The sequence below is a fragment of the Nostoc sp. DSM 114160 genome, assembly GCF_053470305.1.
On the sequence record NZ_JBPFGO010000003.1, the window covers coordinates 922979 to 937750 of the forward strand.

Consider the following 14772-nt stretch of genomic DNA (forward strand, 5'->3'; position numbering starts at 1 on the left):
TGAAGAGCAGTTAGTTAAGGCTAAATGGCGGCTCGAATAAAAATGACTTCATTACTTCCCAGAAACCTCAGCGTTATTATCCGACCAGTCCAATATCGGGATCTGGACGGAATTGAGCGCATAACTCAAGAGTCATTAGCAGCCCTTACTCCGAAGGGAGCAGGTTTTGCCATCAGCCAGATGCAAAGGCTGCGTCGTTGGTATGGATTACTCAAATTTTTAAGTTGGTTTCCTAACCCGCTACAGTATCGCCTTTGTGCTTTTGTTGCAGAGCAAGGGCGGACACTTTTAGGAATGATTCAAGTGTCACCCTTTAACCGCACACGTAGCACTTGGCGGATCGATCGAGTGTTGCTAGAGCGTGGTGTTGATAAACAAGGAATTGGTTCGCCACTTTTGCGTCATTGCTTTGAATCGATTCTGGAAGCTCGGACTTGGTTACTGGAAGTTAATATCAATGACATAGAGGCGCTGGCATTATATCGACAAAATGGATTCCAGCGTCTAGCAGAAATGACATACTGGGAAATTGGGTCAGAATTACTGGCTGAATTGGCACAAGCAGAGCCAGACTTGCCCAACCTCTTACCTATAAGTAATGCTGATGCCCAGTTGCTATATCAACTGGATACGGCATCGATGCCACCTTTGGTACGTCAGGTTTTTGACCGCAATACCCGCGACTTTAAAACCAGTTTGTTTGGCGCTTTAACTGATGCAGTAAAGCAATGGCTGACCAAAACAGAAGTAGTCAGTGGTTACGTATTTGAACCGCAACGCAAAGCTGCGATCGGCTATTTTCAGGTGCAACTCGATCGCAAAGGTGAAGTTCCCCATGCTGCAACGCTGACAGTTCATCCTGCTTACACCTGGCTTTATCCAGAATTACTATCTCAACTGGCTCGTATTGCCCAAGATTTTCCTCAGCAAGGGTTACAACTAGCCTCCTCAGACTATCAGGCAGAGCGAGAAGAATATTTGGAGCGAATTGGAGCAAAACGCATAGAACATACATTAGTGATGTCTCGCTCTGTGTGGCACAAGCTACGAGAGTCAAAATTCGTCTCCTTAGAAGGAATCCAATGGACTGATATGCTGCAAGGTTTACAACCAACTCGTAAACCTATACCAGGTGGGATGTCATGGATACAACCAGGGAAACTGCCATCCTCAGATAAACCACTGCCAATCAAGCCAGAACCGATTAACTTTCCGGTAAAAAACCCTAGCATAGAAACATCGCCGATTACTGAATCAGCAGATGGACAGCAGGAGAATTAGTGTGATATCCCAAGAGCAACCAAAACCTTTTATTTCAGCGTTGGGACTAGATTTTGGTCGCAAGCGGATTGGTGTGGCTGGATGCGATCGCACGGGTTTAATTGCCACGGGGATCGCTACAATTGAACGCACATCTTTTGAACGGGATATCGAGCAAATCCGACAAATCGTTAATGAACGTGAGGTGCAAATTCTAGTTATGGGCTTACCTTATTCAATGGATGGCTCACTAGGATTTCAGGCTCGTCAAGTTCAGAAATTTACTAAAAGACTTGCTAAAGCACTAAACTTGCCTGTGGAATATATGGATGAGCGATTAACTTCATTTCAAGCAGAGCAACTGCTGATAGCTGAAAACCGCTCCCCATCACGCCATAAAGGTTTAATTGACCGCAAGGCAGCCGCTTTAATTTTGCAACAATGGCTGGATCTTAAACGTGCCAACTCTCGCAGCTCAATTGCGGCTATTGAATATTGATACCTTTTAACATGATATTCTGAAAACGATTAGCCAGCAGTTGTATCTACGTATAAAGCTATTTGTTTGACATCATAATATGTCATTCACTATAGTTAAGCGATTTTCAAACTTGCTGGTATTTATTAAATTTCTACATTTCGGCTATGTTTTCCTCTCCATTTCCTGAAGAAAATGATAACGCTCATGCGGGTTCCATCACTTTAACCGATGACAAAGGGCGATCGCTCGACTGTTATATAGAGCATTCCCTAGAGGTAGATGGACAAGAATACGTTTTGCTTCTTCCTGTAGACTCACCTGTAGAAATTTTTTCTTGGGAAGGTGATGGTGAGGAAGAAGAAGCGGTTCTGGTAGAAGATGACACGATCATTGAGCAAATTTTTGCTAATGCCCAAGCTGTACTATCTGAGCAGAACTTGGTACTGAAGAACACAGCTTATGCTTTGACAGTTGCAGGTGATTTACCACCAGTTGAAGAATCAGAACTCTTCACCTTAGAAATCGAAGACGAAGAGGCAGATTTAGAGCCTGAACAATTACAGCTACTTGCTAGCTTTTATGAAGAAGATCAGGAGTATGCAATTTATACACCCCTAGATCCTCTGTTGTTTTTTGCACGGATAACAAAAACAGGTGAGCCAGAATTACTTTCTCCAGAGGAGTTTCGGAAAGTGCAACCTCTGTTAGAAGAGCATCTTTTTAATGAAGTGGAATAAGATTAAAAATTCAAAATGCAATATTTTCATTTTGAATTTTTAATTGGGAATTTTCATTGTAATCAAAATCTACCTAAACCTTTTACCATGTCCTATAAAATGTGGAAGCGATGAAACATTGACACTAAATTGGGACAATTAGTATTGTTTAAAATTATGGAACAAGCATTTTGGTCGTGATTTTCAATTCCATTATCTAAATCTAAAAGTGGTATGAGGTGCTGAAAATGACTTATAGCGATTTTACATTAAGTAAATTTAAAAAGTCATTCAGCATCCGCATTGATGAATAAACTGATTTATGTGCTGACATACAACCTTTACAGGCAAGTGAGAAACTCAAAAATTTTTTAGAAGAAACTACAGAACTAGCTTTAGCAATTAATACTGAAAAAGTTCGTTCAGAAATGATTATCACTCCGATATTGTTGGAGATAAGACGCAGAGCGAGTTATCCAATTAGCTTATTTTCGGGAACATATTTTAATGTAGATGCAGAAAAAGGTGTGAATGGATACTGTGACTCGATCGTGACTCGTTCTAAAGAGCAGCTAACAATTAATGTGCCAGTGGTGATTATTATTGAAGCCAAAAATGAAAATATTAAAGGTGGATTAGGTCGATGTGCAGCCGCAATGTTGGCAGCACTTCTGTTTAATCAACAAGAAGGAAATGAAATTAGAAAAATTGATGGTGCGTTAACAAAAGGCGATATTTGGAAGTTTTTGAAGTTAGAAGAAAACAATAGGACTCATATTTGATTTATGAAAAAACTCAGTACATCTCTAAATCCCTTTTCCCTGTTCCCTGTTCCCTGTTAAGAGTTCCCTCCCCACGCAAATATGTTCATTAATCAAATCGGATTCCTAAATATATTTATTGATTTGAGTAATTATTACATCAAAAAAATAGATAAGATTTTAAGGATTTTATCTCAAAATGTTCAGGGAGACATTCCAGGATGGAGTTCGACTAACTAAACTATATTGGGTTATGCTCATTTGTCTTAGCTATCTACATTTGACTGTTGACTATGGTCTGGAACAATCTTTTACAGCCTGATTTGATTTTAGAGGGTTCAGTGTTGAACCTAACACCAGATATTATCCAAAAATACGGGCTTAAAGGGCTAGTATTGGATGTAGATGAAACTTTAGTACCCTTTGCAGTCGGAATAGCTTCCCCAGAACTACGAGAGTGGGTAGAGCAAATCCGTACCTGTACTGCACTGTGCTTAGTGAGTAACAACCTGAGTGAAGCGCGAATTGGTGGAATTGCGCGATCGCTCAACTTACCTTACTACTTGGGTGCAGCCAAGCCTTCCCGACGCAAAATTAGAGCCGCACTGAGGGGAATGGATCTACCGGTGCATCAAGTGGGGATGGTAGGCGATCGCTTGTTTACCGATGTCATCGCAGGTAATCGCCTGGGAATGTTTACCATTTTAGTCGAACCAATTGTTCATGCCGACACGGCTCTGCGCTCTCATCCCGTCCGCAACTTTGAAGTTTGGATATCTGAAATTTTGGGAGCCTCTATTACCCTCAAGAAAACCAAGATTCACAAAACTTGAGAAATCGTCAGGAAAGTAAATCTAAAGAAATGGTTAAGGAATCATACTGGAAGCAAAAAATCGGGGATCATAAGTATTAATAACATGGGGTCAGCCAAAAAAGATCCTAACTCATAATAAGTAAATATACTTCCGTAAAGCGTCAACCTTCACTATAGAGGGATTGGCGCTTTACAATTGTTTTAGTCATTTGTCCTTTGTCATTTGTCCTTTGTCATTCGTCAGTTACTAATGACCAATGACTAATGACCAATGACTAATAACCAATGATTAATGACTAATGACCAATGGCTAAAACAATTGTTATCAAAATCGGTACTTCCAGCTTAACTCAACCAGAAACGGGACAATTAGCACTTTCTACCATTGCTACTTTGGCGGAAACACTTTGCCATTTAAGACGCCAAGGACATCGGGTGATTTTGGTTTCTTCTGGCGCTGTCGGCGTGGGTTGTGCGCGATTGGGTTTAACTGAACGTCCGAAAGCGATCGCACTCAAACAGGCTGTAGCAGCAGTTGGACAAGGTAGGTTAATTCGGATATATGATGATTTATTTACTACCTTGCAACAGGCGATCGCTCAAGTATTACTGACTCGCAGTGACTTGGTACAGCGCAGCCGCTATCTCAACGCCTACAATACTTTTCAAGAACTATTAGGACTGGGAGTTATCCCTGTAGTTAATGAAAATGATACCGTAGTCATAGACGAACTAAAATTTGGTGATAATGACACCCTTTCGGCATTGGTTGCCAGCTTAGTAGAAGCAGATTGGCTATTTTTGCTCACCGATGTCGATCGGCTATACTCAGCCGATCCGCGTTCCGTACCAGATGCGCGGCCGATCGCTTTAGTGAGTAGCATTAAAGAATTAACTCAATTACAAATACAAACAGGTTCCCAAGGTTCTCAGTGGGGTACTGGCGGTATGGTGACAAAGATTTCGGCTGCGAGAATTGCGATCGCAGCGGGAGTCCGTACCGTAATTACCCAAGGGCGATTTCCTCGGAATATCGAAAAAATTATCCAAGGCGAACTGATTGGGACGCATTTTGAACCGCAACCCGAACCAACTTCGGCGCGTAAACGTTGGATAGCTTACGGACTTGTACCTGCGGGTAAATTGTATTTAGATGAAGGTGCGATCGCGGCAATTTCTCTAGCAGGAAGATCGTTATTAGCAGCTGGAATTAAGGCGGTAGAAGGAGAGTTTCGCACACAAGATGCTGTGCAATTATGTGACACGAATGGTAACGAAATTGCTAGAGGACTTGTGAATTATAACAGCGATGAATTGCAAAAGATTTCTGGGCGTCATTCGCGGGAAATTTCCGCAATTTTAGGCTATGCCGGTGCAGAAACCGTGATTCATCGGGATAATTTGGTTTTGACTTAAAATGGAAATAAGATAAATTTTGTGATTACTAACTGAGAGAGTAAAAATATTATGACTCAAACGTTAGAAAATGCTGTTAACTTACCAGAAGAACAACACTTCTTTCGACATTGTTTAAGTTGGGAACAGTTTAAAGCAATTCAAGCTAGCTTTGAAAATGTCTCAGGAGTGCGCTTATTTTATTGTGATGGAGTCTTAGAAATAGTGACTCTTGGTAAGCCTCATGAGGCGATTAAGTGTTTAATTGCTGCACTGCTGATTATTTATTTTGAAGTCAAAGGCATTGAATTTTTTCCCAGTGGTAGTTTTAGTCAGATTATTCCCAAGATAGTTGAATATCAAGCAGATTTATCTTATTGCTTTGGAACGAACAAACCTGTACCAGACTTGTGCATTGAAGTAGTGATTACTAGTGGTAGTCCCATAAAGTTACAGAAGTACAAATTAATGCAAGTCCCGGAAGTTTGGTGTTGGGAAGATGGCACAATTGAAGTTTACTACTTACGAGAGCAAGAATATGAGAAAGTTGTTAAAAGTGAGTTTTTAGCAGAATTAGATTTATCCCTACTTAATCGTTGTGCTTTGTTATCGTCCCCCTTGGAAGCTATTAGAGAGTTTCGTCAAGGCATTCAACAGTAATAGCAGATTTAAATGAGAGAAAATATTTTATATAGCTCAGAATGTTAATTTTTACATTAGACTCATAATTATTAAGTTTAATGATGTGACAACAAAGAAGGCAGTTGGTGCATGGAATAAAAAACACGCGCTCCAGATGCCTCAAGTAGATGAGCCTCACTTTGCTCGGTGTAACCTAAAACTCTCATTCCGGCAGCAACACCCGCACGTACACCCAAAACGCTATCTTCTACAACAGTGCAAGATGCAGCTTGAATTCCCATATTTTTAGCCGCATATAAGAATAAGTCAGGTGCTGGTTTCCAACTTCCAATTTGATATGAGCTAAAGATACGTCCTTCAAATCGAGGCAGTAGGTTAGTTACACGCAAAGCTAACCTAATTTTTTCCGGTGGGCCACTGGAAGCAACGCAAATAGGTAGATTAATCTTGTCTAAAGCTGCTTCTATTCCTTCTACAGGACGTAGTTCACGCTCAAATGTCTCAGCAGTACGGGTACGAAGCTGAGTTACAAAATCTTGCGGCAGCTTTTTTCCAAGTCTATGCTCAATGACAGTAACACAATCAGCCATTTTGCAACCCTTAAATAACAAAATAGCTTCTTCAAGTTTGATTGCAAGTCCAAACTCAGCGACAAATTTCACAAGAACACGATTGCCTAATTCTTCGCTGTCTACCAACACTCCATCACAATCAAAAATAACTAATTCTGTTTGCACGCGCCCCACGCCTCACTCATATCATGTCTGGTTAAAGACTTATCATTAAGACCGCAAGGGAGCAGGGGGAAAGAGGATTTCCTGGTTTTTGCACAGATACGCGAATTATAACTAATTAGGCGGACATGATATCACTTACAAATTCGGGATTATCATAGAAGCGATCGCTACCGCCCCCCATAAAGGCGCATCATCTCCCAGCACCGCCGGCACAATTTCAAAATCAACTTCCGGCAAAGCCGTCTCCCGCGCCACCTGACGCACCACCCGCCAAAAATCCTCCCCCGCTTTCGTCACACCGCCCCCCAACACAAAGCGCTGCGGATTCATCAAATTTGCTACATTGCCAATACCCACACCCATCGCCCAAGCAGCCTTGTGTAAAACTTCCTTCGCCAAACCATCACCAGCCGCCGCCGCCTCACTTACCAACTGTCCCGTCAGCAACGTTAAATTACCCCCCACCAAACTCCTCAAAATCTCTCCATCTCTAAGTACTTTGCGCCTCTGCGGTTCCTTTTCCAAAATTTCCTTAGCATTTTGCGCCATATAAGGCCCCGAAGCCAAACGTTCTACACATCCTCGCTTCCCACACAAACAAAGTGGCCCAGCCGGATCGACAACGATATGTCCAATTTCGCCAGCCATCCCACCAGCACCCCGCCAAGGCTGGCCGTTAAGTATCCAACCGCCACCCACGCCAGTGCTGACAGTGATGTAAAATAGGCTATCGTATCCCTGTCCCGCACCAAAACGGTGTTCGCCCAAAGCCGCAATATTGGCATCGTTGTCTACACAAACAGAAACGCCAAACTCTTCTTCCAATAAGGCTTTGAGAGGAACATTTTCCCATCCAGCCACATGATGAGATAATCGCACCGTCCCCGTAGAAGCATCAACCGGGCCGCCAAAGCTAATACCGATCGCAGCAGGTTTTGTGTCTTGCAGCAAAGAGTAAATGAGCGATCGCATCATTTCCAAGTCAGTGCTAGCATCTGCACCTACTGGCGAGAGACGACGTTCATAACGCAACCACTTTCTCGAACCGATATTAGCTGTTGCTGCTGCCAGCTTGGTTCCGCCAAAATCGAGAGCTAAAATTAATGTCATTCACTCACCTTTTATTACACCATCACACAACGTAGTAGTCTGTCAACCCAAAATTGTTAGGTGGAGGTTGGGTAAAGGTTAAAGGGAAAAGGGTAAGGGATAAAAAACCTTTCTTTCCCCTTTCTCCCTTCCCCTTTACCCCGCTTGCGTTACCTTGGCGTACTAGTAGTTTCTTTCTTCAGAAAGATGTTTGCACTCAAGATACATTTAACACTAGAAAAAACTACACTATTATTTAGCAACTTATGACTACTGAGCAACCCAATCCACTTATCGATTTCTCTCATGCCAAAGAACCTCCTGACTCTCTTGATATTGATACTCAAGAGGCAGATCCCATTGAACCAGAAGAAGTGAGTGGAGAGAGTAAGCAAAATCCCACTCCTGATGATTTGAATCGCGAAGATGAAGATCCCAGAATCGGGGGTAGTCAAATAATCAGTGGGAATATTTCAGCTGGGTAAATAGTTACTCACGTTTTTGTGAGTTGAGTACTCCATCAATAAACTGTTGTAATCGTTCATAATGCGAACCTTTCCAATAAATGCGATCGCAGTCTTGGCAACGCTGGAATTCATCAATCTGCGATCGCACCTTTTCTGGCACTTGTTCAATAATGGATTGCTTATCTACAGGTTCTAATAATCCATTGCAACGCAAACACCGTTTAAATGGTGAGATTAATTCAAACAAGTCGAAGCGTTGCAGTACTTCTAGGATTTGTTGTTCGGGGTTAGTGTTTCTAACGTAATACCCATACGTTACCAAACTACGCATCAATAGACCTTTATCACGAGTCAAGAGAATCCGCGCTTGAGTGTACGATATTTGGGCTAATTTATCGTCCTCGTAGTCATTGCGGTATAAAGTATCAAAACCTAAAAGTCGTAAAGATGTCGCCAGCTTCCCTAAATGAATATCTACAACAAAACGGACAATACTGAGTGGTTTTGGCAGAAGAGAAACGCTTGGTATAATAACATTCCTAGCTGAAATTGGATAAACATTGATAGTGTCTCCATCAGAAACTATGTAAGAAAAATTTACATATTCACCATTAACATTTATCGAATCTACCTCTGGATGAGGGACACCCAACGACTCAATCATGTCCTTAATAGAGGCTTTTTCCTCAAACACATGAGAGATTCTTACCTGTTTGTGATGCCGTGGTAAAAAATGATTCAATTCTGCGTGAAAGTAGAAATATGCGATCGCCATAGCTACAGATATTTGGACTAGTAAGTGCGCCTTTACTAGCAACAATTTGTCACAATTGCAAAACTTTATCTATTATATTGAAACTATCAATGCTTGTTGTAGTAGGTTATCTTACTATGAAATGCCTGTTCACCTTGATTTAAGCAATGTCCTAGAGGCAACAAACTGTAAAGAAGTCATAAAGAATCTTAAAAACTTGCATTTCTTATTGACTTCAGTTACAGTCAAAGCAGATGCCTATCATCAAACCCTGACACAAACTTCGGGAAGTTAGATTAGGTAAAACGCTAAATACCAAATTTGTTAATGTTAATGTCAGTGACAGTGCTAATAATTAGTCACTACTTTTAATTATTAACTTATCGCAGGTGGAGTAAGGGGAAGTAAAGCATTTACCCCTAGTTTGACTTTTTTTATTTTCTCAAGCTATTGAGAATTATTTGCAATATGGATAATTCGATAGATAAATTGAAAGCAGATAGTGGGGAAGAAGTCTGAAAACAGTATTGGCTTACCAAAGCGAGCGCTGTTTATTAAATGTTTCCGCATCTCCCTTTAGGAATATATTTGTCAGATAATCGATACAGAATTATATCTTTATATGTAAAAACAGGATATGTAATTAGCTATGTAGATAATTTCAGCAAAACTTTAAACAACTAGATTGCTACTAGGAACATTTTTGATTGTAGTATCAGCTACATCAAGATTGTAAGCAAGTTAATCGTCGGTAACTCTCCCAGTCGCTTTGCGTCTATGTACTAGGTTTAATATATTTGATTTTGCCAAAGAGACCAAGTTCAGAAAAACTGAGTTTCCGCTAATGAAAATTTATTAAATACCAAATAACAATAAAACTAGATACAAAATTAACGCCACTCATACGGAAAAATATCTCTTGACACTATTTATCTTTATTGTGGAGAATTTATTAACCGGGAAGACCTCAATCGATAATGATGTTATAAAGTGGCTACCTAGTTTTAACTGGGAAATGAATATTGTTCTTTTTTATCTCCTTGAACCAAGGATATTGTAGCTAAGAACACAATTGTATTTTGTAATACCTTTTGTCCATAAAATATGCTAATGAGTACAGCGAGATGAATACTTTTTTTTGTTCTGATGATTCGCGGCAAGTAGGAGAAGATGTTATTGGTAGTGCCACCAATTATCAAACTTATATTTTAGTTGAGTGTCCTTTACCTTGGACATCAGAAGCCTTTAACTCCAAGTGGGTGCCTCAGAATTTGAGGATTTTGATAGAAGAAGTGAAGCGTGCGAAACTGCCGATTAGATTCCTCCTAATTGCTAATGATTTATCACACAAGGTAAATCACACTACGCTTTTGATTTATCAAAAAGAAGAGGGGCTAAGTAATGGATACCATAAGCAGGAGTTTCAGCTAGCAAATATTGAGCAAGTAGCAGGAGTTGTCCAAAAATGGATATGGGGTATCGATTCTAATTTGGAAGTAGAAACTAGTAAAACTAGAGATATTTTAGTTTGTACCCACGGCAGCCATGATAAGTGTTGTGCGAGATATGGCGCTCCTTTTTATTTCCAAATAACAGCGAGTAATGCTGATTTGCGCTTAGAGAATGTGCGAATTTGGAAATCATCGCACTTTGGTGGACATCGGTTTGCACCAACAGTTATAGACTTGCCAGAAGGAAGATACTACGGTCGTCTCGATCGAGATTCTTTTAGATCGATTTTGACTCGTACTGGTGATATTCAATGTTTACATCAAGTCTATCGAGGCTGGGGAATTCTGCCTGCTGCACTTCAAGTTTTGGAAAGAGAGCTAATTCTCTATAAAGGATGGGATTGGTTTAATTACAAAGTTGCAGGCAAAATTTTAGAGCAAAGTTTAGACAATAATACTATTTTAGCTGAAATTAGTTTTGAACAACCTTGTGGTTCTCTTTATACTTACCAGGCTAAACTTGTGAAAGATGAAACGAAGACTCAACAACTGAAAAGTTCATGCAATGCGACACGAGAGTTGGTAGTTACTAAATATGCTGTCGGTAGTTTTTGGATTACTTCTAGTAAGGTGATGAGTTATAGTACACAGAAGTAGAGAGAGAGTTTTTAAACGCAGAGGGGCGCTAAGGGAAGCGCAGAGGTACGCAAAGTATTGCTGTATTTACTATAACGCTGCACAAATTCTTAATAAAATCTCTGTGTTCCTCTGCGCCTATTTGCGTTTAAATTCTCAATTAAGATGAAGCCATATTTAAGACTTTTCGTAACAGTATTTGGTCTTCTAATTTGGCTTTTAAACGACCATTCTCGATATCTCGAATCCAGCTTTGGCTTTTACCTGTGAGTTTTGCCAATTCTCTTTGGGAAAGATTCAAATTTTTTCGCGCTTGCAAAATCTGTTCGCCTAGCAAATCGTTTGTAGCTTTGGGTTTCTTTTTGGCTTTAGCAGTTCTTGTTTTCTTTTTTTCCGATTCTGAGATTTGCTGTTCCCATTCTGGCGGGAGTTCAAAAGCCAAAATCCGCGCATTCATGAGCAGATTCCATTTACCACGGGGGCCTGTGTCTGTGAGGCGAGTTTCAGCACCACCGTCATTAGTCCAAAATTCTAATGCTTCATCTGGATCTTCGGGAAGATCGATTAATTTCGCCCACAAAGGTTGAATTTCTGGTGGGTAAGTAACTGGATCGAAAAGCGGTTTCATTCCATAGTGATTGAGAATTTCTAAATCGCTTTCAAAGGTTCGCAGCAGACGTTTGCGTTCTTCCCGTTGTCTGGATGCAAGGGCGACTTTTTCTTCACCGTAAGCAATACGCAGCAGGGTAGGAATGGTGATGCGTTGTTCTTTACCCATTTTGGTTTTAAACAGCAACCACAGCATTAGTCGAACTGCGCCTTCATGTTGCTGCCAAATACTCATGACTGTGGTTAGCAGTGTTTTGGGGAGACTGCCGTATTGATAGAATGCGGTTCGCTCTTTACATGCTTGTTTGTTTAAGAAATATTGCGCCCATAAGCCTGCTTTGACTTTAAAAGTTAGCCCGATCAGATATTTGCATCCGAGATTATCTTCCTGGAAGTGGTGCTGAATATCTACTAAGTGCCATAAGCGGCTGCCGACAAGAGAGAATCCGTTAATTCGACCTTGTTGGGGCCAGTCAATGGAGATAATCAGGGAGCAAGCTTGCTGAACGATATTTTTCATTAAAGCTAGCTTGGCAGCTTTGCTCAAGTCTTTGCGTTTCTCCATCCCCAAATATTTCTCGATTTGTCGCTCATCGATCGCAAATTCTTGCTCCCAAGGTTGCTCTAAAGCTGTAGCATAAGCTGCAAAAATTAGATGTATGCAAGCGGCTCTGATGTCAAGCCCCTCAATTGCTGCTATGTCTGTAGCCTTGTCGTTCACTTTCAAGGGATCTTGGATATGAAAAGCGATCGCACCTCGCCCTTGATTAACTTGTCGGCTATAACTGATGTACCCTTCTTCATCGGTTTCCCAGGGTAAGGATGTGCGCTGCGCTAATACATTACAAGCTTCCCAAATTGCGATCGCTGAAGCAAATGGATTATTCTTGCCATTAGAAAATAAGTCTAAGCTGCTAGCATCTCTCGGTTCAACTTTGCATCTTCCCTTTTTCGCCTGCCAAGGAATCGGAGAATTAGTTGGACAAGCTATTACACATTGCGGTTGTGAATAATAGCCCTCACAATTATTACAAAGACCAGGATCGACCCAGTATTCATTGTCTTCTATTCTGATTGCACCCGTAGGACATTGGGGGCGGCAGTTGTCACATCCAACGCAACTGTTGTTAGGAATTGTATAAGGCATTTGGCTCTTTTCCCACTCTAATCGTTGAGATGTCTGGCTCAGGTCTCCCCTGGATGAGTCCTGTTTATTCATGACTCGCTACCACACAATATTTCTAGTGAGAATAATTTTTTCTCACCACATTCCATTTCCACATCCACTTGTTAAATTCGCATCTAACTGCAAGCTATTTAAAGTTTAAAAAATAGCCTAATAAAACTTCTGATTAACTATACATTTCATGAGCAAAATAATTAATTTGTTCGGATTGAGCCTAGAAAAAATCTTTACGTTTATTTAATTTAGTACTTGATGAACATTTTAGTTTTGACGATAAAATCTTACACAAAATGTTTTTCGTCAATCTTCGAGCCTCCTATACTTGAGCTTACTCTGATTTGTTAATAATTTTAATATTTAAGGCACGATCGTATTCTGCCATCAACTTTACAGTTCCTTTATAAATTAATTTTGTGTATTCAGATGAAATCAAAATATTCCTTTGTCATCATTTATTTAAATATTTAAATCAAAATAACTGGAAAATTGTTGCTTTCTAAAATACATATTGCATATATCAAAATGTCAATAGCGAACATTTATTTTGGTATATTTATATACTGTTTATATAAATTTGTTTGCCCAAGTCTATAAATATTTGAAAAAAAAATATCATTACTCTTAGAGATATAGTTGCATTTGCTGTAAATAATAGTTAAATCGGCAGGTATAAACCACATATACATGAGGCTTTACTCGTATAGGTTTCAAATCCTCGACTTTTTACTTATCCTCTGTATGAAAATTGCCGATCGTTGGCTGATTACTGCCTCTAGTCAGACATTGAGTCAGAAATTCAATGCATTTCCATGTAGAGCATATAAACGAAGAATACTAAATATTCATAAGAATCATTTGCAATAAATTTTATCTATAAATTGACATAAAAAAAAATTGAGCATTGTGTTCAAAGTCATCGAAAGTTAATGTGATAAAAGTAAATTTTGAATATAAAACAATAAAAGACTAGGATAATATGATGATTAATGCACAAACAGATTGACAAGCAAAATTGCTGAGGATTTATTCATGGCACAACTAACAGGTTTGACATTTGGCGGTAAGGCATGGACACCAAAATTTGCTCAGGAAATCGACAAGGACAAATGTATCGGCTGTGGCAGATGCATTAAGGTATGCGGATACAATGTGCTTGGTTTGAAGGCACTCAATGAAGAAGGTGAATTTGTGGAAGATGAAGATGATGATGAAATTGAACGGAAAGTAATGGCAGTTACTTCTCCAGACAACTGTATTGGTTGTGAAGCTTGTTCGCGGATTTGTCCAAAGAACTGCTACACCCACGTTGCTTTAAATAATTAAGGTTTTTGGAGTTAGTCAAAATTGTTGTTCGTCACAGGAGGCACTGTTTGAATAAAGCGCAAATGCGCTAGGCAAGGTAACTTGAGGGGAATACTAAATATTTACTGGAACTAATAAAAAGTTCATAGTAAACAAATCCGTAAATCGCAAAATGTTAGCTATTAACAAATTTAAACTTGCTGCTAATATAGCCTAATCAATATTAGGTCTAACAGTGCCCTCTTAGAACAACTAGCTTTTGTGAAAGCAGGGCGCTAACTTTGTGGTATGAGTTCAACTATAATTTGTCATTTTTTGGGGGAAAGATATGGAAAAAATCTGGAAGTTTCCCCCATTTTTTATGGCTACACGTTAGAAAGTTAATAAGTGAAAAGGAAATAGAGAATGGGGAAAGAACAAGGGAATAGGGTGCAGGTTACAGGGAATAGATGAATTCCTATAACCTGTAACC

Annotated in this window: 14 protein-coding genes; 10 read left to right on the forward strand and 4 right to left on the reverse strand. The window is 39.9% G+C overall.

Annotated features, from left to right (window positions below; translation table 11 throughout):
• Positions 1-24 precede the first annotated feature (24 nt).
• The 7 genes from NSTCB13_RS29205 to NSTCB13_RS29235 all read left to right on the forward strand — a co-directional run bounded on the left by NSTCB13_RS29205 (position 25) and on the right by NSTCB13_RS29235 (position 6087).
• Positions 25-1281, forward strand: coding sequence for a GNAT family N-acetyltransferase (locus NSTCB13_RS29205; RefSeq protein WP_445626914.1), 1257 nt, complete (start codon positions 25-27; stop codon positions 1279-1281).
• A complete protein-coding gene (ruvX, locus tag NSTCB13_RS29210; RefSeq protein ID WP_448274663.1) occupies positions 1262-1759 on the forward strand; it encodes a Holliday junction resolvase RuvX in 498 nt (165 codons plus the stop codon). The genes NSTCB13_RS29205 and ruvX overlap by 20 nt, the downstream gene beginning before the upstream one ends.
• Positions 1760-1905: 146 nt before the next feature.
• Positions 1906-2478 carry a DUF3727 domain-containing protein gene (locus NSTCB13_RS29215; protein ID WP_322682818.1) on the forward strand — a complete coding sequence of 191 codons (573 nt, stop codon included), beginning with the start codon at positions 1906-1908 and terminating at the stop codon, positions 2476-2478.
• Between the two features lie 407 nt (positions 2479-2885).
• Positions 2886-3239 carry a hypothetical protein gene (locus tag NSTCB13_RS29220; RefSeq protein ID WP_448274664.1) on the forward strand — a complete coding sequence of 118 codons (354 nt, stop codon included), beginning with the start codon at positions 2886-2888 and terminating at the stop codon, positions 3237-3239.
• A gap of 272 nt (positions 3240-3511) precedes the next feature.
• On the forward strand, positions 3512-4051 hold the full coding sequence (locus NSTCB13_RS29225; RefSeq protein WP_448275034.1) for a YqeG family HAD IIIA-type phosphatase: 540 nt from the start codon (positions 3512-3514) through the stop codon (positions 4049-4051).
• Positions 4052-4338: 287 nt separating this feature from the next.
• The gene (proB, locus tag NSTCB13_RS29230) at positions 4339-5448 is read left to right on the forward strand and encodes a glutamate 5-kinase (protein WP_448274665.1); all 1110 of its coding nucleotides are present in this window, start codon (positions 4339-4341) and stop codon (positions 5446-5448) included.
• A gap of 51 nt (positions 5449-5499) precedes the next feature.
• Positions 5500-6087 carry a Uma2 family endonuclease gene (locus NSTCB13_RS29235; protein WP_448274666.1) on the forward strand — a complete coding sequence of 196 codons (588 nt, stop codon included), beginning with the start codon at positions 5500-5502 and terminating at the stop codon, positions 6085-6087.
• A gap of 77 nt (positions 6088-6164) precedes the next feature.
• Here the strand turns inward: NSTCB13_RS29235 and NSTCB13_RS29240 are convergent, their stop codons facing one another.
• Together NSTCB13_RS29240 and NSTCB13_RS29245 are read right to left on the reverse strand one after the other, a co-directional pair.
• Complete coding sequence (locus NSTCB13_RS29240) at positions 6165-6806, reverse strand: HAD family hydrolase (protein ID WP_448274667.1); 642 nt, start codon at positions 6804-6806, stop codon at positions 6165-6167.
• 135 nt (positions 6807-6941) lie between these two features.
• Positions 6942-7916 (reverse strand): ROK family protein, encoded by a 975-nt coding sequence (locus NSTCB13_RS29245; RefSeq protein ID WP_448274668.1) that lies wholly within the window; start codon positions 7914-7916, stop codon positions 6942-6944.
• A gap of 245 nt (positions 7917-8161) precedes the next feature.
• Between NSTCB13_RS29245 and NSTCB13_RS29250 the strand changes: the two genes are divergently transcribed.
• Complete coding sequence (locus tag NSTCB13_RS29250) at positions 8162-8380, forward strand: hypothetical protein (protein ID WP_445626908.1); 219 nt, start codon at positions 8162-8164, stop codon at positions 8378-8380.
• A 4-nt stretch (positions 8381-8384) separates the two neighbouring features.
• Here the strand turns inward: NSTCB13_RS29250 and NSTCB13_RS29255 are convergent, their stop codons facing one another.
• Entirely contained in the window at positions 8385-9137 is a 753-nt protein-coding gene (locus NSTCB13_RS29255; protein WP_445632147.1) for a Mut7-C RNAse domain-containing protein, read from the reverse strand.
• Between the two features lie 1103 nt (positions 9138-10240).
• On the opposite strand from NSTCB13_RS29255, the gene NSTCB13_RS29260 reads away from it, so the two are divergent.
• The gene (locus tag NSTCB13_RS29260) at positions 10241-11224 is read left to right on the forward strand and encodes a sucrase ferredoxin (protein WP_448274669.1); all 984 of its coding nucleotides are present in this window, start codon (positions 10241-10243) and stop codon (positions 11222-11224) included.
• A 139-nt stretch (positions 11225-11363) separates the two neighbouring features.
• On the opposite strand, the gene NSTCB13_RS29265 is transcribed toward NSTCB13_RS29260, so the two are convergent.
• Entirely contained in the window at positions 11364-12959 is a 1596-nt protein-coding gene (locus NSTCB13_RS29265; protein ID WP_448274670.1) for a helix-turn-helix domain-containing protein, read from the reverse strand.
• Positions 12960-14027: 1068 nt separating this feature from the next.
• Here NSTCB13_RS29265 and fdxB point away from each other — a divergent pair.
• Positions 14028-14321: a ferredoxin III, nif-specific gene (gene fdxB, locus NSTCB13_RS29270; RefSeq protein ID WP_445626905.1), complete on the forward strand. Its 294-nt coding sequence runs from the start codon at positions 14028-14030 to the stop codon at positions 14319-14321.
• Positions 14322-14772: the final 451 nt, after the last annotated feature.

Bases quoted from the DNA above. Each gene is read 5' to 3' on its own strand.
- NSTCB13_RS29205 (WP_445626914.1), top strand. From the start codon at position 25: ATGGCGGCTCGAATAAAAATGACTTCATTACTTCCCAGAAACCTCAGC.
- ruvX (WP_448274663.1), top strand. From the start codon at position 1,262: ATGGACAGCAGGAGAATTAGTGTGATATCCCAAGAGCAACCAAAACCT.
- NSTCB13_RS29215 (WP_322682818.1), top strand. From the start codon at position 1,906: ATGTTTTCCTCTCCATTTCCTGAAGAAAATGATAACGCTCATGCGGGT.
- NSTCB13_RS29220 (WP_448274664.1), top strand. From the start codon at position 2,886: ATGATTATCACTCCGATATTGTTGGAGATAAGACGCAGAGCGAGTTAT.
- NSTCB13_RS29225 (WP_448275034.1), top strand. From the start codon at position 3,512: ATGGTCTGGAACAATCTTTTACAGCCTGATTTGATTTTAGAGGGTTCA.
- proB (WP_448274665.1), top strand. From the start codon at position 4,339: ATGGCTAAAACAATTGTTATCAAAATCGGTACTTCCAGCTTAACTCAA.
- NSTCB13_RS29235 (WP_448274666.1), top strand. From the start codon at position 5,500: ATGACTCAAACGTTAGAAAATGCTGTTAACTTACCAGAAGAACAACAC.
- NSTCB13_RS29245 (WP_448274668.1), bottom strand. From the start codon at position 7,916: ATGACATTAATTTTAGCTCTCGATTTTGGCGGAACCAAGCTGGCAGCA.
- NSTCB13_RS29250 (WP_445626908.1), top strand. From the start codon at position 8,162: ATGACTACTGAGCAACCCAATCCACTTATCGATTTCTCTCATGCCAAA.
- NSTCB13_RS29255 (WP_445632147.1), bottom strand. From the start codon at position 9,137: ATGGCGATCGCATATTTCTACTTTCACGCAGAATTGAATCATTTTTTA.
- NSTCB13_RS29260 (WP_448274669.1), top strand. From the start codon at position 10,241: ATGAATACTTTTTTTTGTTCTGATGATTCGCGGCAAGTAGGAGAAGAT.
- NSTCB13_RS29265 (WP_448274670.1), bottom strand. From the start codon at position 12,959: ATGCCTTATACAATTCCTAACAACAGTTGCGTTGGATGTGACAACTGC.
- fdxB (WP_445626905.1), top strand. From the start codon at position 14,028: ATGGCACAACTAACAGGTTTGACATTTGGCGGTAAGGCATGGACACCA.